The organism is Paenibacillus sp. FSL R7-0302 (genome assembly GCF_038006885.1).
Taxonomy (GTDB): domain Bacteria; phylum Bacillota; class Bacilli; order Paenibacillales; family Paenibacillaceae; genus Paenibacillus_AQ.
On the sequence record NZ_JBBOWB010000002.1, the window covers coordinates 1,351,336 to 1,376,898 of the forward strand.

Here is a 25,563-nt window from a genome sequence, read left to right on the forward strand (position 1 = left end):
GAGTTCTACCCAAGGAATTAGTAGAGGTCTCCCTCATTGAGGTTTGCTTCGCGCTTTTTAACAATTACTTCAATAGTTGCCGTAATTTTAGTTGCTCCAGGAGGTGCATAGGTGACTATCACCGTCACTGTACCTTTTTTGTTCCCTGTAATTGCACCTGTGTTGATGTTGGCAAACGAAGCAATAGCCGGGTCGCTGCTGGTCCAGGTTAAGTCATTCAGAATGGATGCCAAGGAGAAGGTGCGTGGTATTGTCCATAGCAGCTCCGCCAGGTTAAAGGCAGGATCGCCGACATATATAGTTTTGCTGAACTGGCTGAATTCAAGACTGGTAAGACCGGTAATATTTACAGCATAAGGCAGACTGGTGATTCCGCTAGTTTTGTCTTGAACTACAACCTGCACCGTATGGTTGGGAACATCCTTTGCTACCAGTTGACATTGGTTTGTTCCGGAAATGGGCTTCAGCTCTGCATAGTGACTATCATTCGGATTAAGGAAGCTCCACTCCAAGGATGTTTCGTCTGCATTTACTGGTGTGAGAACTGCCGTCAGAGTAAGAGAACCCTTCGTTGGTATCGAATTCCCGTTGCCCGAAATGGTCAGTGCCTCAAGTGGAGTTTTCACGGTTATGATTTTGCTCGCAGAAACATTATCAGCCTTGTCGCTGGAGACGTAGACCTGGACCTTATATTTTCCGGACGCAGGTGCATTAAATGTGGCACTTTCAGCGGCTGCTTGAATATAGCTGCTCACATCTTTGCCGTGTACATCAAAAACCTTCCAGCTATAGGTAATGTTCTTCTCCAGGATTGTATTATAAATGGCCATAAGTCCGACATAGGTATTAGGTTTAATCGGGCTATCTCCGCCTTCAATCCTCAGACTTCGATCCTTGACGGTAATCATAGCTCTTCCCGTCACTCCGCTTCCGTCTGTAGCTGCAGCTGTTATTTCCACGGAACCGGTTCGATTACCGGTAATATCTCCGTTTATGGGATCAATGGATACAATTGACGGATCGGCTGAACTCCAGCTCAATATCTTATTAGTCGCATCCGCAGGTGAAATTTCTGTAGGAACAATCCGCAAGGGTTTATCATTCAGCAGGATATCTGTTGGCGGCAGCGTGATTTTCTCAACCCGGATTGCCGCATGCAGTTTTAACTCTGGTGCAAACACAGCCGTGCCTGGGACAAGGACTTCATTGACCGGAATCATTCCGTCAAAAGGTGAGTAGAATAAAGTTGTCATCTTCGTAACGGAACCTGCAATAACCTGACCCGTAAGCTCTCCATTATCAAAACTTACAGTAGCATTCGGAGCCAAGAATGTTCCTCTCAGGGTGTAGTGTAGTTCCAATGATTTAGCACTTGGAAAGTTGTAAATAACATGGGCGGCATCGACTCCGCTGAGATTAGTGTTGAGTGCCATTTTGACAGTATCACTGTCTGAGCCAGTGTTGACTAAGACAGTAGAGCCTGATGGGACCGATATATTTAAGCTGGTTGCAGAAGCAACCATAGCAGCCGGAACGGTAAATACAAATAGTTTGGCATCGCCCGTGCCCGTTAGTTTAATTGTGCCATACGCAGATTCTACTGATCCATTACTGGTCAGTGTACTGAGTCTGGCTGAAAGACTCGTCATCCGGTCCCGAAGTGAAGTGAAGTCAATAGGTGATCCCTTCACCACCTTTCCTCTGATAGACTGCGTGTCTGCAGCACCGCTGTAATAATAAGTACCGCCATATACTGCATTACCGTTGATAGTGATATTGTTGTTGTAGTATAGACTTCCACCTACTACTAGAGCATTTTGGGAATAATCACCGTTAGCGTTATTCCCGTAAATAGTGGCACCCCCGCTAATATTGCGGAAGTCGACATCGCCACTTACAGCCACCCGCCCTTTAATAGAGAGATTATTGATTGTAGCCGCTGTTTGATTATTGATAACAATTAGGTTGTAATCCAGACCGGCTCCAAGAAGCGGACCGTTAGCTGCAGCGTGAATTTCATCATATTGTAGAGAAGCTGAATTCAATGTGAAGTCCCCGCCTTTTTGCGGGGATACGGTAATTGAGAAAGTAACCTCCTGACCTGGATCGGGAATAAATGTCTTCACAGCGTTTGCACCAGTCTGGAGTGTGTAATGAATATCATTTAATTTTTTGTTGATGCTATAGCCCGATTCTACCGTTCCTGTTTGGTTAATAGGTGAGGATGCCCCGACAATTTCCAGACCGGATGGAAGATTATTTTTAAAGATAATATTAGAAATAATCTGGCTGTCGCCGACATTTGCCGTTATTTTTGCTTGGGAGAATGGGATCGGTTTTGGAGTAATTGTATAAGTAACGGCAACCTGTTCCCCCCTTACAATGTGGCCATCAACAATATTTGCGGGTAAGGATTGTGTAGCTGTCAGGCTGGAAGTGGCCGGTTTGATCGTTACGTTAACCGTTTTGGTTGCCAGCGCACCATGACTGTCCCAGGCTTTAATTTCAATTTGTAGATTCCCTCCATTCGGAAGCGGATTAGTAAAGGAGCGGCTGATGGTCAGTCCAGACTGAAGGTTCAAGTCAGTTGCCCCAATATTATCTATATAATTCCCTTCCGTTTTAAAGCGAACGGAGGTTTTTAAGTTGCGGTCATTCAGATCAAAATCTCTTACGCTGTAATCTACCAGTATTTCATTTGCATAAGACGGGATGACACTGCCTTCAGCAGGAGAATTTACCGTAATCTCAGGAGCGTGGTTAGCGCCGGCAAAAGCCCTGTACATGGTATTGACGAAAAGCCTCTGTTCCCAGTCGGGAAATTTGATATTACTATTGATATCTCCTTTTTTGCTATGCCCTGTGCCAGAGAATGTAATACTGCCTACTGAGTAAGTGTAGAAGTGGTTATAGCTGTCGTCGACATCCCGCTGAATTTTTCCGGACTCACTCTTAATGTTATACCAGGGCACTACATCGGCACGCTCCAGATCCAGCATGAAGAATTGATCATGCGTATCGGCAACAGGATAGTAGGTATTGTTCGCATTATTAAGGTTAAAAGGATATTGCGTTAGTAAGCCGTTATTGACTGGAACAACCTTGGAGGAGGTATTTACTGCATTTCCCCCGAGATAAGTTCTTATAGTCTGGCCAACGGGTGCCCGGAAATAATCGCCCCAGAAATTTGAATCGTTTGGATCATCAATAAAAATCGTATCATGGGTGAGCATGATGCTTTGTTTTGTAGTATTAGCGAAATCATAGACTGTTTGGGCAGCCTCTTTTGAAAGCATTGGATTGGTTACCCGGTCATACATATCCTGAAAACCGAAGACGATCATATCATAAATACCGTTAAGACCACGCTGTGGATCTTTGGCATGCTCAGTGATATAAGTGTTAAACTTGTCGACGTTCATCGTAGAAATAGAAAGCTGATAGTTGCTGGTATTCAAGTAATTCTGATTCATGTTAAGACTATTAAGGAGCGAGCTGTCGGAACGGCCAGAGGGCATAACCTGAAGAACATTGATGATAGGCTTAACACCCGTAAAGCGGATGACGTCTCTGTCAAAGGTTTTAAGGTTAGTAGAGGTATCGGTGACCTCCAGCTTCCAGTAAAGTAGTCCGGTATAAGTATCCGGTAGTGTGTAGCGGAGCGTCCCTTCAGTTGAATTCAGCTCAAGTGAGGCGACCACATGCTCCTCTGTCATAGGAATCGAAGGATCCATATTCATATATAATCTTACCCTGACAGGGGCGGCAGCAATATTAGGGACATTATCAAGCTTAATTCCGAATGTCATGGTGTCGCCTGGTCCATAAGTCTCATTAGGATTAGCCAAGTAACTCTTAATCTTTGATTTATTGGAAATAGTAAGGAGCGGACGCCGAATTAGGCCAGTTATGGTTGGCGAAGTACGGGTCTTAATTGCGGTTATCAGACTGCTGCGGGTAGCATCCGTGAGAAATATGACATTGCTCTTTGCACCCATAGAGGAACGGAAGATATTAAAAGAGGCATAGAGTTTCCCTTGAAGAGTCTTATCTTTAGCCTGAGTTGCAAAGGTATCCTCTTGAAAGTATACATAAAGTCCTTTATTGATATAGTAATCGATAATTTCTTGTGCCTTCAGACCCGTGATATCATTCTGGACAGCGAGCGTATTATGGGCTTTGTCCCGGTCGGTATCTTTAGTGTTCACAGTGCTTGTAACCCATTGCTTATTGAAGCTTCCACGGCCTATGTAGATTGCATCGTACTTTCCATCCCAGTCCTCACGCAGCGACACGAATCTTTTCATAGTCACAGTCTCTACGTTGACATTAGAAATATTCTTGAGTTCTTCCAGTTCACTGCCGCCTGAACTTAGACTGCTACTGGATGGATCAGTGATCTCAAGAATGCGTATCGGATAGTTATTATTGGAGGCCTCCACATCCGGACTGAACATCTGAACTAGTACAACTAGCATTACAATTAATGCAATAGCCCCAGAAAAAAAGACCAACTTTCTCCGTCTAAACATTTCCTTCATCAACAATTCCTCCGTTTATCGAAAAAATAGATTGAATAGTTTGTTTCATATGGCGAAATTGCATTTTTTCCCTAAAATTATTGTAAGATCACCTATAATATGCTATATATCATTCTAGGATAAATTTCACAGATAGGCAATGAGGGAATGTGTAAATGTACCTCTAAATTTGAGTCTTTGGAATTATATTTTTAAAATTATTTATCAAAATGTTTATTTTTAAAATTTTAATTAGGTACTTAGAATCATATTACGAACCGATAATCTACATAATCCACATGGCATGGAGATGAGCTGCGGTTGGCAATCATAAAAAAGAGATTGGGAGATTTGCTGGTAGAGAACGGAATTATATCAGAGGAACAGCTTCAGGAGGCGCTGGTAGACCAGCGTAAGACCAAACGCAAATTAGGTGACCTGCTGATTTCACAAGGGTATATTACAGAGCAGCAATTGATTGAGGTGTTGGAATTCCAGTTGGGTATCCCTCATGTCAGTTTGCATAAATACCATATTGATCCGGCGATTACACAGATTATTCCGGAAAGTATGGCCAAGCGTTATCAGGTTCTCCCTTTCTTGAAGGAGGGGGGGAAGCTGATGGTAGCGATGGCAGATCCGCTGGATTATTTCGCAATTGAAGACTTGCGGATGAGTACGGGGTTCCGGATCGAACCGGCTATTTCTACCAGAGACGAATTGCAGCGTGCTATTGCAAGACACTATGGTATGCGCGACTCTATGAACCAGATGCTGATCGAGCTGCCGACACAGGAAGAGATTACAGAGACAGAAATTACTGACGAGGATTCGCCCATTGTCCGGCTTGTTAATCAGATGATTCAACAGGCGGTTCAGCTGCGTGCGTCTGATATTCATGTCGATCCCGGTGAGAATAACCTGCTCATCCGCTACCGGATTGATGGAAGCCTTCGTACCGAGCGGTTGATACCCAAGCAGATGCAGGGATTTATTACAGCTAGGCTCAAAATCATGGCGCGGCTGAATATAGCGGAACGCCGCCTTCCCCAGGATGGCCGGATCAAAATGCAATTCGACTACAAGATGATTGACATTCGTGTGTCGTCATTGCCAACGATGCACGGGGAGAAAATTGTACTGCGGCTGCTGGATCTCAGTACAGGTATCAAGGCAGTGGATACGCTGGGGTTCAGTGAAGGCAATGCAGCGGCGTTCAAGGAAATGATTGGCCGTCCGTATGGAATCATGCTCATTACAGGGCCTACAGGCAGCGGAAAGACTACGACACTGTATTCGGCGCTCAGCCAATTAAATCAGGAGACTGTTAACATTATCACGGTAGAAGATCCTGTGGAGTATCAGCTTGAAGGGATTAATCAGGTGCATGTTAATCCGGCCATTGGCCTTACATTCGCAGCGGGATTACGCTCTATACTCCGTCAAGACCCCAATATTGTCATGGTAGGTGAGATCCGGGATACCGAAACAGCTGAAATTGCGGTCCGGGCTTCACTGACAGGACACTTGGTACTTTCAACACTACATACTAACGATGCTGTAAGCAGCATATCCCGGCTGCGCGATATGGGTGTCGAGCCCTATCTGATTGCGTCATCATTGATCGGTGTGGTTGCCCAGCGGCTGGTGCGCAGAATTTGCACAGACTGTAAAGAGACCTATAAGCCTTCCCAGCAGGAAGCGATTATGCTTGAACGTTACGGCCTCCGAACAGATATACTTCACCGGGGAAGCGGCTGTGGAAGCTGCAACTCTACCGGCTATCGGGGCAGGCTTGCCATTCATGAAGTCTTGACTATCGATGATCATATGCGGCAATTGGTTACCGACTCTGCTTCGGTAGAAGAACTGCGCTCCGCTGCCAAAGTACGCGGCCTGGTCCAACTGATGGAAGACGGTCTGCTTAAAGTATCGCAAGGGATGACCACTTTGCAGGAAGTGCTGCGGGAGACGGTATCCCATTAATGATTAGGGGGAGACAAATTGCCAGTTTCAACTAGAACGATTATACAGCTTCTGCACTTGGCTCACTCCTCCAGAGCGTCTGATTTGCATATCTCCGTGGGCTCACCTCCCGTGCTGCGGATTGACGGCAGGCTCGAGAATGTGGAGGGTACATTCATTGGTCCCGGCGAGGCTGAACAGATGGCCCTTGACCTGTTGGGGCCCGAGAGAGAATCTGAATTCCGGGCAGCGGGTGAGTATGACTTCTCCTACCCTCTGGAAGGCGGAGTCCGGTTCCGCGTGAACGTATACCGGCAGCGTGGGGGGATCAGTATAGCTGCCCGGAGTATTCCGGCAGATATTCCGACCCTGGAGAAGCTGGCGCTTCCGCCCATACTTTCATCACTGGCGTTGAAGCCACAGGGGCTGATTCTGGTAACAGGCCCGACCGGGAGCGGCAAATCCTCCACACTAGCGGCAATGATCCATCATATTAACAGCATTGAACGTAAACATATTGTTACGCTGGAAGATCCGATTGAATTTTTACATAGCCATGGGACCTGCATTATTGATCAGAGAGAGATTGGCAGTGACACGGTCAGCTTCCCAACCGGGTTAAGGGCGGCGCTCCGGCAAGATCCCGATGTGATCCTTCTTGGAGAAATGCGCGACTTGGAGACGATATCGGCAGCGGTAACCGCAGCTGAAACCGGACATCTAGTCATGGCAACCCTGCATACCTCAGACGCACCGCAGACGATTGACCGGATAATCGATGCATTTCCCGGACATCAGCAGAACCAAATCCGCTTGCAGCTGGCTTCTGTATTGCTGGCAGTAGTCTCTCAGCGCTTGTTCCCCCGCTCTCAAGGTCAGGGGCGAATCAGTGCAACTGAGATTCTGATTAATACGCCTGCAGTCGGGAATATGATACGGAGCGAGAAGACACATCAGATCAAGAATATCATGCAGACGGGTAAAGCCCAGGGGATGCATACGCTGGAGATGAACATCCGTGAGTGCCTGGCTAGAGGGCTAATTGATACATCGGCAGCTAAAATCTATCTTGCGGGGGTGAGTTCCGATGCCTCAATTTGAATATCAGGTCAAGACTCCGGCAGGCAAACAACTCAAAGGCAAGCTTACGGCACAGGATAAGTCGATTGCCATGGAGGAACTCCGTAAGCGGGGACTTACTGTTTTCTCACTGAACGAGCAGAAGAACTCTATCCTGTCGATGGAGATTTATATCGGTAATCCGGTGAAAACCATTCATTTCATTATTTACTGCCGCCAGTTCGCTACGTTAATCCGTGCAGGTGTGTCTATCGTTGATGCGACCCGAATTCTGGCGGAGCAGACAGACAGCAAGCCGCTGGCCAAAGCGCTACAGGATGTCAGTTCCAGTCTTTTGCGGGGAATAGCTTTCTCACAGGCCATACAGGATCACAAAAAGATATTCCCGCATTTGTTCGTGAGTATGGTACGGGCGGGTGAGGAGACAGGTGACCTTGAAGGAACGCTGGAACGGCTGGCGATGTATTTTGAGAAACAGCACACCACTACTGAGAAAATTAAATCTGCGCTGATGTATCCAATCACCGTTGGCGTTATGGCGGTGGCAGCTGTGATCTATCTGCTGTGGGCTATCGTTCCGCAGTTCGTAACTATGTTTGAGTCGATGAATGCAGAGCTTCCGGCTATCACCAAGATGGTACTTGTGCTTAGTAAAAGTATACAAGGGCAATGGTATTTCTGGCTGATGGGTCTAATTGTGATCATAGTAGCCTTTCAGATAACGAAGCGTACAGAGAAAGGGGCCTACGCATTGGATTATGCCAAGCTGAAGGTGCCTGTGTTCGGGAAGCTTAATCAGAAGGGCTCTATCGCGCAGTTCACCAGAACCTTCTCCTCGCTGTACGCCAGTTCAGTGCCGATCCTGCAATCGCTGGCGATTGTTGAAGAAATTGCGGGCAACAAGGTAATTGGAAAGTACATATGCAGCGCAGGGGACTCACTCAGACAAGGAAAGCCTCTGTCAGAACCTTTGAAAAAAGCCTGGGTCTTTCCGCCGCTTGTCACACAGATGATCGCCATAGGCGAAGAGACGGGGGCGCTCGACCAGATGTTGTCCAAGATAGCAGATTTCTATGAGATGGATGTGGAAAACACGGTTGACCGGCTGAAGTCTTTGCTTGAGCCGTTATTGATAGCTTTCCTGGCGGGAGTAGTCGGTGTAATTGTAGCAGCCATTATGCTGCCAATGTTCAGTATCTATAGCAATATGTGATGAGACATCTTTGAGAGGGGTGACGCCGGGCGGGGGCAGATAGCCTTCGTGCTGACGAATGCAGAGACAACGAATCAAGCACTCATCCAGACCTTTAAAATCTTATTTTACTAGGAGGAAATCAAATGTTGGCAAATGCGATTAAGAAGAGATTGAGTAAAGAGGAAGGCCAGAAGGGCTTTACGCTGATCGAGTTATTGGCGGTTATCGTTATCCTGGGGATTATTGCGGTTATTGCGATTCCGTTGGTTGGAAATATTATTTCTAATGCTAAAGCAGATTCAGATGTTGCTACTGCTCGGCAGGTCTATGATGCTGCGAGATTATACATTGCTGGTGAGAAGGATGGGAAATTCAATACTATTCCAGCTACAAAAGTTTATGTTAAGACTTTGCAGGAAAAGGGATATCTAGATAATGGTTTAAGTCTACCAAGCACAAAGGCCACTGTTACTGGTGGGGAAGTAATCTTCACAACAGCGGGTCAATTAGATTCCGTTACTTTAGCTCCAAAGCCGCTTGGCTCCACATCTGATGCAGCTGTCAAGGTTAGTGAATCATCAGCGGTGGCTGGAGGCAGCTTTTCAGCTTCGCAGGTTTTGAAGTCAAGTACATCTACAGCGGCACCAACAACAAATCCTTAAAGATTATATGAGTAATCCAAGCAAGCTTACTTGTTTTTCAAGGAATCGGATCATTCCGGTTCCTTTTTTACAACATCACATTACACAAAAGGAACGGACTATGACCATCGTTATCGCTGTATATATCACGCTGCTCGGGCTAATATTGGGCTCCTTCTATAACGTTGTCGCTCTGCGTGTACCAGCGGGAGAATCTCTCACTCATCCTCCTTCACATTGCACCGGTTGTGGAACACGCCTGAAGCCGCGGGATTTGGTGCCGGTGCTCAGCTGGTTGGCCAGCGGTGGTAAATGCAGGTATTGCGGTGCCAAAGTATCCATGCTGTACCCGCTAGGTGAGCTTGCGACCGGACTGCTGTTCTTGTGGTCCTATCTGGAGTTCGGCGTAACCGTTAGAGGTGTGACGGCGATTGTATTATCAAGTGTGGCTGTTATTGCAACGGTGGCTGATCTCAAATATATGCTGATACCGAACAAAGTACTGCTATTTTTCACACCATTCCTGCTAGTGCTCACTCTATTGAATGTTGATGGATCGATATGGTTATTCTTTCTAGGTGCTGCTGTTGGAGGAGCGATCATCCTACCCTTTGCCTGGTTCGGCGGAATGGGTATGGGTGATTTCAAGCTATTCGCATTGCTGGGACTGGCCATAGGGTTCCCTAATGTGCTGTTGGCCTTCTTCGCAGCATGTCTATTAGGTACAATGGTTGGCGGTACACTCCAAATGGCGGGTATCGTTAAGCGCGGGCAGCTCGTTCCCTTTGGTCCTTGGCTTGCTCTAGGAGCATTACTTGCATACGGTTATGGTTCAGAGATTATCGGCGGGTATCTCTCGCTTATTCATTAGGAGGCTTATGGCTTATGCTTGGACTTCAGAACCCGGTGGCCGGTCTTGCGATTGAGCAGACGGGAATCCGCTATATCAGCTTTAAGAACAAAAAGTCATGGGAAGTACGCAAGAAGCGCTACCTTCCGCTCCCGTCAGGGTTAATTGTTGAGAATCAGGTAGCCGATCGTGAAGCTCTCTTGGAAACTGTCAAGCAGTGGGTGAAGGTTGAGAGGCTGCGCGGTAAGCGGATCTCGCTGTCGATTCCCCCATCGCAGATCATCATCCGTAAAATGAGTATTCCCAGCACCAATTCGAAGCAAGTAGAGCAGCTTGTGAAGCTGGAAGTAGAGACGGGGATGCATCTGCCCTTTGAAAGCCCAGTTTATGATTATGTCACGATTGATGTGGATGAGGAGAACAGCCATCTCCTGGTATTTGCTGCCCCGCGTAAGCCGATCCAAGATTATATTGATGTGCTTGAAGGAGCGGGTCTGCGCGTTGCTACTGTGGAGATTGCGGCAACTGCACTTGCCCGTAGCTTGACCATTGGCCGGAAGGCAGAGTTTGAGGATACGATGCTTATTAATATCGAGCAGAATGTTCTTGACGTATATATGTTCCGCAGCGGTAATCCGGTGTTCATCCGAACTATTAATCAAATGGATTTGAACAGCGGCGTACAGCCTTCTATACAAGCTGGGATAGACTATGTCAGAGAAGCTGCGGCTACGTCGACTGGTATGGCTGGTGGTTTACTTGCACCTGGGCGGATGCTGGAGATCACCGCTGAAATATCGCGCATGCTGAACTTCTATCAATACAGTCTTCATGACGGAAGCACGAGAATTCAAAGTGTCCTGATTACAGGCCCGCTACAGATTCGCAACCAGCTGCTTGAGGAGCTGCAACAATCCTTGACGGAGCTTGAGGTAGCGACGATCGGACTGGAAGATGTCAGGGGGGACAGTGCTCCTGATCCAGAGCTGAATGATTATTGTGTAGCTGCCGGGGCAGCCCTGCAGGATAGTAATACTCTTGCCGTTAACCTGCTGCCACGGGAAGACCGGGAGGCCATACTTTTCCCATATGTTGCTGTCGCTCTTGTTGGAATATGGCTGATCGGTGCGGTAGGAGTCGGTATATTTTTTGCAACGAATAAAGGACAGATTGTAGAGAACGAGCAACAAATTCAGGGTGCCCAGGACCGCTCACTGATGCTTCAGAGCGAACTCGCCAAGATCAATGGATTATCCGGGAGTCTGAATAGAAAAGCTGCAGTGGATGAAATACTCGCATATAGGACAAGTATCGTACCTGTATTGAATGAGCTATCCTCGGGGTTGCCGCAGGATAGCTTGCTGCGAAGTATAAACTATACGTATCATGATTCCATCGATCTCACGTTAAGAGTGCCGAGTATGGAAGCATCCTCGATTTATTTGGCCAATCTGCGCAAAATGTCTTTCACTAAGGGAGCAGAAATTCAGAAGCTGACAGAAGGGGATACCACTGTACAGTCCGGTTCGGTCTCAGGATACGGTACGTATACTGCGGTTTATCATGTGAGCTTACTAAAAACGAAGACTAACGATACAGCAGCCGGAACAGACCAACTGGAAGCTTCAGGTGAGGGGGATGGCAGTGGAACAAATTAATAGATACAGGTCCCCTATTACATTGGGTGTGCTTATCCTGTTTTTGTTGCTGTTCGCCTTCTTCATGCTTGGTCTACAGCCCGCCAGTCGAACCGTCAAAGACCAGGAATCAGAGCTCAGCCAGTTGAATGAACAGAATAGTCTGCTTGAGCGCAAAATTGATGAACGCAAGAACGATACCTCACAGCAAGCCGAAGAGGCTGCACTGCTCACCCAGCTTCCGAAAGAGGACAACAGTGAACAAATGATTCTGGATCTGCGCTCTATCGGATCAGTATCCGGAGCGAAGCTAAAGGATGTCAATTTCAGTATAGGCCTAGAGAATCCGATTCAGGCAATGACAGGTTCAGGTACGGCGGTATACCCCACGGTCAAGCCGCTTACTATGACGGCTGTAGTCGAGGGGGATTATTCGGGCATCAGTAAATGGCTGACTGCACTGCAACAGCTGCCCCGCGTAGTGAATGTTGATACATTAACATTTCAGCGCTCCTCGGATGGCGGGGGTGCAGGAGGAACTTCCAGTATTATTACGGCGAATGTCTCGTTTACCGCCTACTTCGAGGATGCCGGGGATACAGAAGGTGAAGCTCCAACAGCTGCTGATGTGGATCCTGCTCCCATCTCAATGAGCGAAAATAATTAGCCGTTAATTTATAAGCAACTCCGCTTCCTCTTTATTGGGAACGGAGTTTTTTTACGCTTTTCCTCCATTACCCGTTTATACCCCCGGGTGGTTTGGGTATTACAGCTTACGGGCTATTGTAATGTTATACAGTACTTATCGCAGCAGCTTAGTCTGAAGTACGCTTCAGGCTACCACACAGGAATACGAGGAGGCGTTCAAGATGAACAAAAAATGGATGATTGGTTCACTGGCATTATCACTGGGTCTTGTCTCTGCAGGGGGCGGAGCGCTTGCGGCTTCACCGGTGGCAAGCATTGAGGGCGTAAGAACGGTTGCGGCGTCTGCACCGGGTAAGGAAGGGCCGGCGACCATTAACAATCTCACGGAACGGAGCGTTGTTCCGCTGGTGGTTCATGCCAAGAAGCTATACACGTATGCCAGCCGGGGAGGCAATGTATTCAGCCCGGAGCTGTTCACTTATAAAGCACAGGAGTACCGCTATTTGTCGAGCGATCTGGGCACGAAGCAGCAGCTAATGAGCTACATCAAGAAGGGGTTCACGCATAATGCGGCCGCCTTCTATGCACAGACACAGTTCCTGGAGCATGAGGGCCGGATGGCGCAGGTCAATTCCGATCTGGGCAACTCGCTTGATTTCACTAGAGCGACTGCACGGATGGTCTCCAAGAATGCACTTGCGGCAGTGTTCGAGCTGACTGTACCTGCGGAAGGGCCGAACGGGTCTTCCGAAGTAGTAACAGTGAAGCTGAAGAAGGTTAACGGTTACTGGAGAATTGATATGTCGCCGGATACCCTTTTCTAAGCAGCAGAGGCTTCAGGCTCCATCCAGCGCTTCATAAAATAACAGCTGTGCCGACCTTGTCATAAGGTCGGCACAGCTGTTTATGTTTGGCAATACATTTCAGGCGAACCGGACGTTACCGCCCCTTCACACCGTCCTCGACCAGCTGTCTGCGCGGAGATTCGGGCTGATCGGATTTGCTCATCCCGCCGCGGTTGATGGCGATGACACGTTTCTGGGCGTAATAGGTATCGCGGGAGAGCAGATTTCTCTCTACCGCTGTACCATCCACATGGCGGGTAATGTAAGTTTCAACTACATAGCCGGTTTTGCCGGCAAGCAGTACCCGGGTTCCGCCCTTGGGGAGCGAGGCATCGCTCACATATTTATCTGTGGGGGGCAGCACCTCGACGGTTCTGGATTCAATGGAATAGGTGACGTTCTTCGGGAACGTGCCGAACAGCTTGATGGTCAGCGTGCGCCCCTGGACTTCGGACTTGATGATCAGATATTTGCCGGTGTTGTTGCGGAAGCGGAAATTAATATACCCCTCGGCAAAAGTGGCGTCCTGCCCCTTGGGCAGATAGCTGACCGGAAGCGAGTGGTTGCGCCGCTCTACAATCTCAAGCCCGGAGCGCAGCGCGGCATTATACAGGGTGCTGGAGACCTGGCAGATCCCCCCGCCCGTGCCGGGCTGTAGCTTGCCGTTCACGATGACCGGGGCTTCGCGGAAGCCGTATTCGGTCTGGGCCTTCTGGATTGCTTTTCCGTAATCAAAAACCGCATTCGGCGGCAGTACCGTACCGTTTACAGCTTTGGCGGCGGCCTCTACATTGAAGCTGCGCCCGGGGCCGCTGGCACCTAGGGAGGTGCTGAACTGGACAATTTTGCGATCGATGCCCTGATCCTTGAGCGCTTGCAGCGTGATCTTCGGCTGCTTGACGGCAAGGGGAACCTCCAGCTGAATCTGCTGATCTTGAAGCTTGCCGTCAGCAGCCAACCGGGTGGGCACTGCCGCCTGCATCGCAAGCTCCAGCGCCTGCCAGTCCACCTCGTAGGAGGAGGTGCCCGGCGTATATACGACCCGGTCATCTCCGGTAATCCGCCGGACTGCATCGACCGGAACGCCGAAGGAGGATTTTTCCCATTCGGGATTCAACAGACTTCTGAGCTGCGCAGTCTGCAGCTGAATCTCCATATTCCAGCTGCCGGACCAGCTGCGCCGGGCTTGTACCCGCTCCATCAGCGTGCCGTCCGTCAGCGTCTTCAGCGCCTGGAGGAAGTCCCCGGCTTCATAGGTAACACCTGCCTGCTTAAGGGTGACCTGTAGTCCGGCATTATTTTTTGCCTTCAGCATGAGTGGAGTGGCTTCCAGCGCCTGAAGTCTTGAATCCATTCCGGCCGTTACGTCAGCGATGTTCATTCCGCCAACCTCCCAGCCAGCGATAACGGTGTTTGCGGGCAGGGTAGGCTGGGTGCCGTATAGATGAAGTCCTCCGGCAGCCAGCGAACCGGCCAGCATCAGACCGAAACCCGCGATGAGAGCGGCGTGTATTTTTTTCATAAGTAATCTCTCCTTCTATGGGGGCGAAACCTGATGTTTTTATGTATATGTAAGGATTCGGTAAAACTTTCGGGTACTCAAGGGGTTATGGATTTGTTACAATAGATACGCCTGCGATAATCATGCAGTTTATGGAAGCTCCCCCGGCCCGGTGGCCCGGCGGAAGATGTCAGAATCGGGAAGTGAGAAAATGATTGAGATGCAGGATGTATGGAAGACCTATGCTAACGGGACCCATGCATTGCAGGGAATATCGGTCAAAATCGACCGCAATGAGTTCGTCTACATTGTCGGACCGTCCGGCGCAGGGAAATCAACGTTCATGAAATTAATTTATAGAGAAGAAACGCCGACCAAAGGACAGATCTCCGTAGGCGGGTTCAATATCGGCAAGCTGAAGCCCCGTAAGATCCCTTATGTGCGCCGCAATATCGGTGTGGTCTTTCAGGATTTCCGGCTGCTGCCGAAGATGACGGCGTATGAGAATGTGGCTTTTGCGATGGATGTTATTGAGGCGCCGAAGAAGATTATCAAGAAGCGTGTGAATGAAGTGCTCGATCTGGTGGGACTGCGCAGCAAGGCGGGGCGTGAGCCCTCACAGCTCTCAGGGGGGGAGCAGCAGCGGATCGCAATTGCCAGAGCCATCGTCAACAATCCTTCCGTTATTATTGCGGACGAGCCTACCGGCAATCTGGACCCGGAGACCTCGTGGGGCATTATGCAGCTGCTGGATGAGATTAATTTTCGCGGTACCACGATCGTTATGGCGACCCACAACCGGGATATTGTGAACAAAATGCGCAAACGGGTGCTAGCGATTGAGAATGGAACGATCGTCAGAGACCAATTGAGAGGGGAATACGGTTATGAGTTTTAAAACCTTCTTGCGGCATTTGCGGGAAGGCTTCAAAAACGTATTCCGCAACGGCTGGATGTCGGTGGCGTCCATCACTTCCATCGTTGTCTCTCTCTTCGTACTCGGAGTGTTCATCCTGCTGGTGCTCAACGTCAATCAAATTGCGGACAAAGCAGACAGCCAGGTGCAGATCAATGTGCATCTGACGCTGAATACGGACCAGAAGATGCGGGAGAAGCTGGAAAACGAAATCGGCAATATGCCGGAAGTCAGCAAGGTGGAGTTCGTCTCCAAAGAACAGGGCTTGAAGGAATTCCGTGAAGATATGGGGCCGGATGCCGCCGAGCTCCTGGAAGGCTTCGATGAAGACAATAATCCGCTGCCGGACAAGCTGCTCGTTGAAGTCATTGAGCCGACCACGGTTCCGTTTGTAGCGGAGAAGATAGAAGCACTGAACAAGACGCATGAAGAGCAGCCGATCTACAAGGTGAACTACGGTAAAGGCTCAGTGGAGACTTTATTCAAGGTGACCAAGGCGGTGCGGAATATCGGGTTTATTTTTGTAGCAGGACTGGCGCTGATGTCGATGTTCCTGATCTCGAATACCATCCGGGTAACGATTCTGGCCCGCCGCAAGGAAATCGGCATTATGAAGCTTGTGGGAGCGACGAATTATTTCATCCGCTGGCCCTTCTTTATCGAAGGTGCTCTGATCGGGTTGATCGGTTCAGTAGTAACCTCTGGCGCGCTCTACGCCGGTTACAGCAGTCTGGTGTCTTCTGTGAAGGGAGATCCGATGCTGGGGCTGCAGCTGATTCCGTTTGAGAATATCTGGTTGCTGCTATGCGGGCTGCTGGTGGGCCTCGGTGTACTGATTGGCGTATGGGGCAGCACGGTGTCGATCCGCAAGTTCTTGAAGGTATAGCCTGTATGATTCACATCTTTGAACAAAGGACGGAGAGTGCAAGTTGAAAAGAATTGCTGCCGGAATGGCCGTAATATTGCTGGCTGTCACAATGTTCGGGCCCTCTGACGGGTATGCGAAGAAAACAAGCGTTGCCGAGATTGATAAGCAGCTGAAGCAGCTGCAGCAGGAGGTCCAGGCGGCCAAGGCGGCGCAGGAGAAGGCGGATTCCCGTAATCAGGAGGCTAAGCACTATAAGAATAAGACCACGCTGAATCTGGACTATGTCCTGGGGCAGATTGCACAGGTGAAGGGTGAGATGACCACGATATCCGGCAAAATTGCCAGCACGGAGAAGTCGCTTACCGTGACGGCAACGGAGCTGGATGATGCTGAGGCGCGTGTAGCCTCCCGCGAAAAGCTGCTGGAATCCCGTGTCCGTCTGATGTACACGGATGGCGCAGTCTCCTATCTGGATGTGCTGCTGTCCTCGACCAGCTTCTCCGACTTCCTGGACCGGGCCGATTCCCTGAAGATGATCGTGGATCAGGATCAGGATCTGCTGGTGCAGCATAAGCTGGACAAGCAGACGGTGATTGCCAAGAAGCAGGAGCTGGAAGGGCAATATGCCACGGCGAAGCAGCTGTATACCGATCTGGAAGCCCAGCGCAGTATGCTGAAGGAGAAGGAAGCGGAGAAGCAGGAGCTCATCGCTTATTATGATGAGGAGATTCAGAATTCGGAGGTTATCTCTGCTGAACAGGATGCTAAGCTGGTAGAGCTGGCTAGCAGCCGCTCTGCGCTGGAAGCGCAGAAGGACAAGCTTAAGGCGGAGGAAGCGGCACGCAGAGCGGCAGCCGCGAAGGCTGAGGCGCAGCGCCGGGCGGCAGTAGCCGCAGCCAAGGCGGCGGAGAAGGCGAAGGCCGCGAAGGCCGCAAGGTCTGCGGGCGGAGACAGCTCCTCCGTTGCAAGCGAAGAAGAATATTCCGGCGGCGATGGTCCTTACCTGCGGCCGGTGGGCTACGCGCGGATCTCTTCTCCTTTTGGCTACCGGACCCATCCGGTGACGCATGAAGTCGGCAAGCTGCATACCGGTGTGGACTTTGCCGTACCGCAGGGTACGAGTATCCATGCGGCGGATTCCGGTACAGTACTGGTAGCGCAGTGGTATAGCGGTTACGGATACTGTGTAATTATTGATCATGGCGGCGGGGTATGGACGCTGTACGGACATATCCGCGAGGGCGGTATCAAGGTGAGCCAGGGACAACGGGTGGAGCGCGGGCAGAAGATTGCCGAATCCGGGTCTACCGGACGTTCAACCGGCCCGCATCTGCATTTTGAAGTGCGGATCAACGGGAAACCGGTGAATCCTATGCCTTATCTGTAAGCAGACTGAGCGGATATATTTCAATTGAGGCTGAACTATATAGATTGAACTAAAAAATTATAAAATAAATATATTTTCGTGCTGCGGCATATACTGGAAGAGATGCCGTTTCTCATGGAACGGGCCCATGCTGGTGTTAAGATGGACAAGAAGGGACGGTGGGAACATCATGTTAAAGAAAAGCACTGCGGCCTTTATGATCGTCGCGGCACTGCTGTGCGGCAGTCTGCTGACCCTGGGCGTGACCGGTTATGTACAGGTATTCGGACAAGCGGCAGGTGAAGGGCTGGCCACGGTCCTGCAGACTGCCGGACTACAGGAGAAGGAATCAAAGAAGCTGGGAACCGCTCTTAGCCTGATCGAGAGCAATTATTATGAGAAGGTCGACCGGGAGAAGCTGATTGACGGTGCGGTCAACGGAATGATGGAAGCACTGGGCGACCCGTATTCCAACTACATGGGCAAGGAGACGGCACAGCGGTTCGAGGAGAGTATTGAAGGCTCTTTCTCGGGGATTGGCGCTGAAGTCTCGTCCGACAACGGCAAGGTCGTTGTAGTCTCGCCCATCAAGGGCTCACCGGCAGAGAAGGCAGGCATTCAGGCTAAGGATGTGATCCTCTCCGTGAACGGTGAATCGCTGGAAGGGCTGGAGCTGAATGCGGCTGTAGCCAAAATTCGCGGTCCCAAGGGAAGCAAGGCGACCCTGAAGGTCCAGCGGACCGGAACAGCAGAACCGCTGCAATTCGTCATCACCCGTGATGATGTCAGACTGGAGACGGTCTATGCGAAGATGGAGAAGGAGCATGTCGGTGTGATCGAGGTTACGCAGTTCTCACAGAACACCTCGGAGCGGTTCAAGGAAGAGCTGACGAAGCTGGAGAAGCAAGGCATGAAGGGACTCGTTATTGATGTCCGCAATGACCCGGGCGGTGTGCTGCCGGTCGTCATTGAGATGGTCGAGCAGTTCGTACCTTCCGGCAAAGCCATTGTGCAGGTGGAAGATAAGAACAAGCGGCGCGAGATCAGTACCTCGAAGGGATCAAGCAAGAAGTATCCGGTAGTCGTGCTGATGAACAAAGGCAGCGCGAGCGCTTCGGAGATCATGGCCGGAGCCCTGCAGCAATCTGCCGGAGCCAAGCTGATCGGGGAGAATTCGTTCGGCAAAGGAACCGTGCAGACCAGCTTCGAGGAGCAGCTCGGTGACGGAAGCCTGCTGAAGATTACGATTGCCAAGTGGCTGACGCCAGACGGCACCTGGATTCACGGCAAGGGCATTAAGCCGGATATCGCCGTAGCTCAGCCGGATTACTTCTCGGTGGCGCCGATTAACAAGAGCGTTACGCTGCAATATAATATGAACAATGCAGATGTCAAAAGTGCACAGACTATGCTGGATGGGCTAGGCTACAAGCCGGGCCGCAAGGACGGTTACTTCGATGCCGGGACCAAAGAAGCGGTCAGGAAATTCCAGAGCGCAGCCAAGCTGAAATCGACAGGCTCGATTGATGCCAAGACCGCGGAAGCGCTGGAGCTGGCGCTGATCAAGGTCATCCAGGATCCGGTGAATGACAATCAGCGGAATAAGGGGATCGAAGAAATTCAGAAGGAAATCAAGGCTGCGGCGTCGAACAAGTAAGAAGGCTGATTTCAGCCTTCTTTTTTTCTTTAAATGGGATATTGTCATTTAATTCTGTTTTTAATTGTGGCCCGAATGTATGTGAAAAACAGCATACATTGTGCCGGCGTGCAGGCGTATGGGCCAAATGTATGTGAAAAACAGCATACATTGTGCTGACGTGCAGGCGCATGGGCCAGATGTATGCGAAAAACAGCATACATTATGCTGGCGTGCAGGCGTATGGGCCAAATGTATGTGAAAAACAGCATACATTGTGCTGACGTGCAGGCGCATGGCCCGAATGTATGCGAAAAACAGCATACATTGTGCCGGCGTGCAGATAATCCCTATTTGTTCTAGGCTATGAAAAGGAGTGTGCGAACCGTTGAATGTACTCCCGGAGCTGCTGACCAGCTGGGGCACGGCAGTGCTTCATCTGCTGATTCAGCCCTATTACTATATCGCTATTCTATTTATTGCCCTATATTACCGCAGACAGGTAGCCCTGGAGCGGAAGCTTATTCATGTGAAGCTGCATAGCTGGGGACCGGAAACCTGGCGGACCGTGTGGACCGGCGGACTTATGGGGCTGTTTGTCTCCCTTGGCGCGGTTGCACTGGGAGTCTCAGTGACCTATACGGCTGTAGCCTGTATCTGGGTGGTCAGCCTTGTCTTAATGCTGTTTCGGGTGCGTTATTTATGCTTTGCGTATGCCATAGGCGTGCTGGGAATCGTGCAGTTTGTACTGTCGTTCTTCCCGGGGACGCTGCAGAGCGGAGCCGCCGGAACGGTTGCCAGTGCCGTGCGGGAGATGGACATCCCGGCGCTGCTGGCGCTGGCCGCGCTGCTCCACGTGGCCGAGGCGCTGCTGGCGCGCTGGCAGGGGCCCCGGCTGGCGACGCCGCTGTTCCTTGCCGGCAAGCGCGGCAAGGTGGTGGGCGGCTACCAGCTGCAGGCCTTCTGGCCGCTGCCGCTGTTCGTGCTGATTCCCGCAGGCACGGGAATCGGTGAACTGCCGTGGCATCCGCTGCTGGGCGGGGGCCTCGGCCTGGTCTCGCTGCCGGTCATCATCGGCTTCAGCGAGATGACCCAGGGCATGCTGCCCGGACGCAAGGCGGCCCGGACGTTCGGACGGCTGCTGGTCTACAGCGCCGTCCTGCTCGGCCTCAGCCTGCTTGCGGACCTATGGAGCCCGCTGACGGTTGTCGCGGCGCTCGCGGCTATTCTGCTGCACGAAGGGTTAAGCTGGTACAGCGCTCTGGAGGAGCGCAGCCTTAGCCCCGTCTTCGTGCATCCCCCGGCCGGCCGCAAGGTGCTGGCCGTGCTGCAGGGCAGCCCCGCGCAGGAGCTGGGCATCCTGCCCGGCGAGATCTTGCTGAAGGTCAACGGGGTCCTGTTGACCAGCGCAGCGCAGCTGCATGAGGCGCTGCGCATGAACCCCGCGTTCTGCAAGCTGGAGGTGCAGAACCGCGAAGGCGAGAGCAAGTATCTGCAGCGCGCGATCTATGCCGGGGACCATCATCAGCTCGGCATCATTCTGGTGCCGGACCCGGACGGGGGCATCACCGCAGAGACCAAGCCGTCCAGCATCTTCAGCATCATCGGGATGCGGACAGGCATCCGGCAGCGGGGAGTGCAGGGTGACCGGCTGGGCCGGGCGAAGAAGACGCCGCCGGCAGAGGCTCAGCAGGAATCTGCCGGTGTCTGACGGAAGATTATCAACGTAATTGATTCCCCCGGCGGCTGCTGGCACGGGAGGTTAAAGAGGCCCGTTCTTTCTGAACTAAGTTCAGGGGGAACGGGCCTTGTATATTTGTTAAGGAAGTGATGTGTGGTACCTGGAATGTAATCGAAAAACCGATCACATTCGGCGCTGCATGGGCACATGGACCAAATGTAATCGAAAAACCGACCACATTCAGCGCTGCGTGGGCACATGGGGCAAATGTAATCGAAAAACCGACCACATTCGGCGCTGCGTGGGCATGTGGACCAAATGTAATCGAAAAACCGACCACATTCGGCGCTGATTGGTGCGTGGACCAAATGTAATCGAAAAACCGACCACATTCGGACGGAGTGGATCGCACTAAGCACCAGAATTCCTGCAAATGATGCAACAATGTACCCGTAGCCCGTAACATTTTTAGAAGTATCCTGCAAAATGTGCAACAATGCGGCTCCAGACAAGCGGCCCGTGAGAGGAAACGTTCAGAATTGGCGACAGACAGGCGGAGCGCCACCATGAAAGGAAGAGGCACTTCAGAACGTATGCGAAAACCGGCTACAAGGTGTGACCAAAAAGGTATATGGGCTGGATGTATGTCACCAGACAGTGATAATTGTTCACCTTATATATCGCCAGTCCATGGCTCAAGGGTTCCCCTGCGTGCTCTTCAGATACAGAATCGCAATCTGCGTCCGGTCACGTACGCCGAGCTTGCTGAGGATGTCGGTGATATAGTTTTTGACGGTGCCTTCGCTCAGGAACAGCTTGGCGGCGATTTCCTTGTTGGTGAGCCCCTCTGCAATGGAGGTGACGACTGCCTGCTCGGACTTGGTCAGGCCATAGGAAGCAAGCGGCTGAGCCTCTGGAATTTCCTGACGCGCGGATGGCTGGAGGAAGCCCGTCAGCTTGCGGGCAATCTCGGGATGAATGAGCATATTGCCCTCATATACGGTTTTGATGCCTTGAATGATCCGGTCCGGCGGGATGTTCTTGAGCAGATATCCGCTGGCTCCGGCGCGCAGAGCCTCAATAATATATTCGTCATCATCAAAGGTGGTCAGCATCAGGACGGCTACGGCCGGATAGGCTTCTTTGATCAGCAGTGTGCCTTCCACCCCGTCACATCCCGGCATCCGGATATCCATGAGTACAACATCCGCTCCGCCGGGCAGATCCCCCAGCAAGGAGAGAGCCTCCCGGCCATCCCCTGCGGTTCCGGCCACTTCGATGCCGGCATCCAGCCCGATCAATACCTTCAGGCTCTCGCGGATAAAAGAATCATCGTCAACAATCAATACGCTAATCATGAATCAGCACCTCTTATCTGTGAATATTCTCCCGCTGCCCGTCCCCGGCGAACTTGATGAGTGTATGCGAACTCTCAGGTAAGCTCCATTTCTTATAAGACTAATTGGAAAGTTGGGGTGATGCGGCATAACGGGAATCTGCGCTATGCGTTACAGTTGGAGAGCGGATCAGTCTGCTGGTATTGTGGCGTGGGGGAATAGGTAGATGGCTAATCAGTTTGGCGATGCTCTGGTACACGGCTAATTGGAGAACTGACCAGTCTGCCAATACTGCGACACGGAAAATAGTTGGATTTACAACACTTGCTGATTAGCAAATGCCCTCTTTGGGGACAACAGTTGGAAAAACGACACTTAATTACTCCCGAATCGTCCGTCAGCATCACAACCAGCAACAGCAGATGCTGTTTTTCCAACTAATTTCCTGGAATCATCAGAAACTGTGAATTTAAGATGCGTTTTTCCACTTGTTTCTGGCAGAGGGGGAGCAGCTCCCCGAGAACCGCGAGTTGTCCGTATGCAGCACAGGCGCCTCCACCCCCGCCCCCATTCCCCTATTCAGCGCAGCGCTCCCTCCGGCTGCAGGTACACCGGCAGCCGGGTGATGACCGTGAACTGCGGCTGCAGCCGCAGCTCCATCGTCCCGCCCACCATGGAGCAGCGCTCGCTCATGCCCTTCATGCCCATCCCGCTGCTGCCCGGCAGACGGCTCAGCGGGTCAGCTTCGGGCAGCCTCCCATTATTGCCAGTCTCCATCCGCACCTCATGCTCCGTATAGGTGACCTCCACCCATACGGAGCTGGCCTGCCCGTGCCGCAGCGCATTGGTGATGGCCTCCCGGGCATTGGTGTACAGCACAACCTGAAGGCTCGGATAGAGCGGATAAGGAATCCCTTGCACCGTATAGGAGGTGGCAATGCCTGTATCGCGGCCCACTTCTTCCAGCAGCCGGTCCAGCGCATAGGCTCCTTCAAGCTGCGGAGTAGGGTTAATCCGCTTCAGCGCCGCACGCATATCGTCCATACTGCCCGAGAGCTGATCCCGGATCTGGTTCATCATCTGCAATCCCGTTTCCGGTGCGGCAGGGAGGGTGTGGATGGCCGCTTCGGTCATCATCTTGACCCGGATCAGCCGGTGGCCGATGTCATCATGCAGCTGGCGGGCGATCCGCACCCGTTCTTCTGCCTGCGCAGCCACCTCTATGTGCGAGGTGAATTGGAGCAGCCTTGCGCGGGCCTCTTCCAGCTCAAAATGCTTTTTGCGCAGCTCATCATAAAGAAATAAGGTATCGGCACGCCCGCGCCCTGCCCGGAGCAGCAACAGATTCAAGCCGGCACACAGCAGGAAGGTAAGATTCATGTAGACAAGCACTGCCGGAGCCGCATGAAGCAGGGCGGCATTCAGCAGGGCCAGATGAATACAGAAGAAGGCAAGGGCCGTATTCTTGGGCTGCAGCCGGGTGTAGGAGATCACCGCAGACAAGGCCGGAAAAACCATCAGCGGCCCATATTCGTAACAAAGCCAGGCGGTGAAGATCAGCTCCATGCCTCCGGTCAGTGTGGAGAGAGGGCTGGATTGCCTTGCACCCAGGGTGACCAGCAGCATCAGCAGCATGAAATGCAGAGTGAACCAGTCATAGTCGGCGAATGCATAGACTTGAATCGAGAGGATCGCCGGGATCATAAGCAGGCCATAGCGCAGCAGAATCAGTTCTCTGGTCAAGTAAGCTCATCCTTTTAGATAAAATATCCCTAATCGGTCAACATTCTTCTCAGGTATAACCATCTTAGCATAAGAGTGCTGCCCTTCAGGAGATGACTTTCGTCACCTCTGGATCATGACCTTTAGTACCTTCGGCTGTGTCCGCCCTACTATACAATAAGAATACGAGAATGAAGGAACAGGGGGCATCGGCAATGGCACTTGCAGTACTGAGCGATGTTGTGAAGAGATATGACGGTAAGCTGATTGTGGATCACGTGAATTTCAATATACAGGAGGGTGAAATCTTCGGCCTGCTGGGCCCGAACGGTGCCGGCAAAAGCACGACCATCAGCATGATCTGCGGGCTGCTTCAAGCCGACAGCGGCGATATTATCATCGACGGGCTGTCCGTACGGGAGCAGCCGCTTGAGGTGAAGAAGCGTATCGGGCTTGTACCCCAGGAGCTGGCGTTATACGAGAATATGACGGCAACCGATAATGTAAGCTTTTTCGGCAGGCTCTATGGGCTGCGCGGACAGCTGCTGAAGGAGCGGACCCAAGAGGCGCTTGAGTTCACCGGCCTAAGCGACCGGGCGAGGGATAAACCATCCACCTTCTCGGGAGGGATGAAAAGACGGCTGAATATCGCCTGTGCCATCATGCACCGGCCGCGCCTGATTATTATGGATGAACCCACAGTAGGCATTGATCCGCAGTCACGCAATCATATTCTGGAATCCGTGAAGGCTTTGAATAAGATGGGGTCGTCGGTGATCTACACCAGCCATTATATGGAGGAGGTTGCTGCGATCTGTGACCGGGTGGCCATTATGGACCAGGGGCATATTATTGCCTGCGGTACGGAGAACGAGCTGCGCGAACGGGTGGCCCACGAGGAGAAAATCGTTGTGAAGGCAGCGGGCATCACCCCTGCCTTAGTGAACGAGCTGGGGCAGCATCCCCGGATCAACCGGGTAGAAGCGGTGCAGGATGCGGTAGAGCTGTATCTTCCCTCCTCGCAAAGTGCGCTCCAGGATATTCTGTTTATTTTCTCCAAGCACGAAGGGGTCATTGCCTCCCTGAATATTGAAGAGCCGGATCTGGAGACCTTGTTCCTTAGTCTGACCGGCCGGACCTTGCGGGACTAGAGAG

19 protein-coding genes are annotated in these 25,563 nt (G+C 51.3%); 15 read left to right on the forward strand and 4 right to left on the reverse strand.

Annotated features, from left to right (window positions below):
• Positions 1-17 precede the first annotated feature (17 nt).
• A complete protein-coding gene (locus MKY96_RS31695) occupies positions 18-4,541 on the reverse strand; it encodes a DUF5057 domain-containing protein (protein WP_340946615.1) in 4,524 nt (1,507 codons plus the stop codon).
• 300 nt (positions 4,542-4,841) lie between these two features.
• On the opposite strand from MKY96_RS31695, the gene MKY96_RS31700 reads away from it, so the two are divergent.
• The 8 genes from MKY96_RS31700 (at position 4,842) to MKY96_RS31735 (ending at position 13,360) form a co-directional block, all read left to right on the forward strand.
• Positions 4,842-6,506 (forward strand): GspE/PulE family protein, encoded by a 1,665-nt coding sequence (locus MKY96_RS31700; RefSeq protein WP_340946617.1) that lies wholly within the window; start codon positions 4,842-4,844, stop codon positions 6,504-6,506.
• An 18-nt stretch (positions 6,507-6,524) separates the two neighbouring features.
• Positions 6,525-7,586: a type IV pilus twitching motility protein PilT gene (locus MKY96_RS31705; protein ID WP_340946619.1), complete on the forward strand. Its 1,062-nt coding sequence runs from the start codon at positions 6,525-6,527 to the stop codon at positions 7,584-7,586.
• Complete coding sequence (locus MKY96_RS31710) at positions 7,573-8,778, forward strand: type II secretion system F family protein (RefSeq protein WP_340946622.1); 1,206 nt, start codon at positions 7,573-7,575, stop codon at positions 8,776-8,778. The genes MKY96_RS31705 and MKY96_RS31710 overlap by 14 nt, the downstream gene beginning before the upstream one ends.
• Positions 8,779-8,903: 125 nt before the next feature.
• Positions 8,904-9,422: a type II secretion system protein gene (locus tag MKY96_RS31715; protein WP_340946624.1), complete on the forward strand. Its 519-nt coding sequence runs from the start codon at positions 8,904-8,906 to the stop codon at positions 9,420-9,422.
• Positions 9,423-9,429: 7 nt separating this feature from the next.
• The gene (locus MKY96_RS31720) at positions 9,430-10,272 is read left to right on the forward strand and encodes a prepilin peptidase (RefSeq protein WP_340946626.1); all 843 of its coding nucleotides are present in this window, start codon (positions 9,430-9,432) and stop codon (positions 10,270-10,272) included.
• Between the two features lie 14 nt (positions 10,273-10,286).
• Positions 10,287-11,909, forward strand: a complete 1,623-nt coding sequence (pilM, locus tag MKY96_RS31725; protein ID WP_340946627.1) for a pilus assembly protein PilM — start codon at positions 10,287-10,289, stop codon at positions 11,907-11,909.
• The gene (gene pilO / locus MKY96_RS31730) at positions 11,896-12,555 is read left to right on the forward strand and encodes a type 4a pilus biogenesis protein PilO (RefSeq protein ID WP_340946629.1); all 660 of its coding nucleotides are present in this window, start codon (positions 11,896-11,898) and stop codon (positions 12,553-12,555) included. Before pilM ends, pilO begins: the two co-directional genes overlap by 14 nt.
• Positions 12,556-12,757: 202 nt before the next feature.
• A complete protein-coding gene (locus MKY96_RS31735; RefSeq protein ID WP_340946631.1) occupies positions 12,758-13,360 on the forward strand; it encodes a DL-endopeptidase inhibitor IseA family protein in 603 nt (200 codons plus the stop codon).
• A 115-nt stretch (positions 13,361-13,475) separates the two neighbouring features.
• Here MKY96_RS31735 and MKY96_RS31740 read toward each other — a convergent pair whose 3' ends face one another.
• Positions 13,476-14,903 (reverse strand): VanW family protein, encoded by a 1,428-nt coding sequence (locus tag MKY96_RS31740; protein ID WP_340946632.1) that lies wholly within the window; start codon positions 14,901-14,903, stop codon positions 13,476-13,478.
• Positions 14,904-15,093: 190 nt separating this feature from the next.
• Here MKY96_RS31740 and ftsE point away from each other — a divergent pair, with 190 nt between their 5' ends.
• From ftsE to MKY96_RS31770, 6 genes are all read left to right on the forward strand, one after another.
• Complete coding sequence (ftsE, locus tag MKY96_RS31745) at positions 15,094-15,780, forward strand: cell division ATP-binding protein FtsE (protein WP_036721184.1); 687 nt, start codon at positions 15,094-15,096, stop codon at positions 15,778-15,780.
• Positions 15,770-16,684: a permease-like cell division protein FtsX gene (ftsX, locus tag MKY96_RS31750; protein ID WP_036694712.1), complete on the forward strand. Its 915-nt coding sequence runs from the start codon at positions 15,770-15,772 to the stop codon at positions 16,682-16,684. Before ftsE ends, ftsX begins: the two co-directional genes overlap by 11 nt.
• 43 nt (positions 16,685-16,727) lie before the next feature.
• Positions 16,728-18,053 carry a murein hydrolase activator EnvC family protein gene (locus tag MKY96_RS31755; RefSeq protein WP_340946634.1) on the forward strand — a complete coding sequence of 442 codons (1,326 nt, stop codon included), beginning with the start codon at positions 16,728-16,730 and terminating at the stop codon, positions 18,051-18,053.
• A gap of 169 nt (positions 18,054-18,222) precedes the next feature.
• Complete coding sequence (locus tag MKY96_RS31760; protein ID WP_340946635.1) at positions 18,223-19,689, forward strand: S41 family peptidase; 1,467 nt, start codon at positions 18,223-18,225, stop codon at positions 19,687-19,689.
• Positions 19,690-20,056: 367 nt separating this feature from the next.
• Positions 20,057-21,379, forward strand: coding sequence for a PDZ domain-containing protein (locus MKY96_RS31765; protein ID WP_340946637.1), 1,323 nt, complete (start codon positions 20,057-20,059; stop codon positions 21,377-21,379).
• 119 nt (positions 21,380-21,498) lie between these two features.
• The gene (locus tag MKY96_RS31770) at positions 21,499-21,723 is read left to right on the forward strand and encodes a hypothetical protein (RefSeq protein ID WP_340946638.1); all 225 of its coding nucleotides are present in this window, start codon (positions 21,499-21,501) and stop codon (positions 21,721-21,723) included.
• A gap of 321 nt (positions 21,724-22,044) precedes the next feature.
• On the opposite strand, the gene MKY96_RS31775 is transcribed toward MKY96_RS31770, so the two are convergent.
• Positions 22,045-22,707, reverse strand: coding sequence for a response regulator transcription factor (locus MKY96_RS31775; RefSeq protein WP_340946639.1), 663 nt, complete (start codon positions 22,705-22,707; stop codon positions 22,045-22,047).
• A gap of 558 nt (positions 22,708-23,265) precedes the next feature.
• The gene (locus MKY96_RS31780) at positions 23,266-24,429 is read right to left on the reverse strand and encodes a sensor histidine kinase (RefSeq protein WP_340946640.1); all 1,164 of its coding nucleotides are present in this window, start codon (positions 24,427-24,429) and stop codon (positions 23,266-23,268) included.
• Between the two features lie 194 nt (positions 24,430-24,623).
• Between MKY96_RS31780 and MKY96_RS31785 the strand changes: the two genes are divergently transcribed.
• Positions 24,624-25,559 carry an ABC transporter ATP-binding protein gene (locus MKY96_RS31785; protein ID WP_340946641.1) on the forward strand — a complete coding sequence of 312 codons (936 nt, stop codon included), beginning with the start codon at positions 24,624-24,626 and terminating at the stop codon, positions 25,557-25,559.
• The last annotated feature ends 4 nt before the right edge of the window (positions 25,560-25,563 follow it).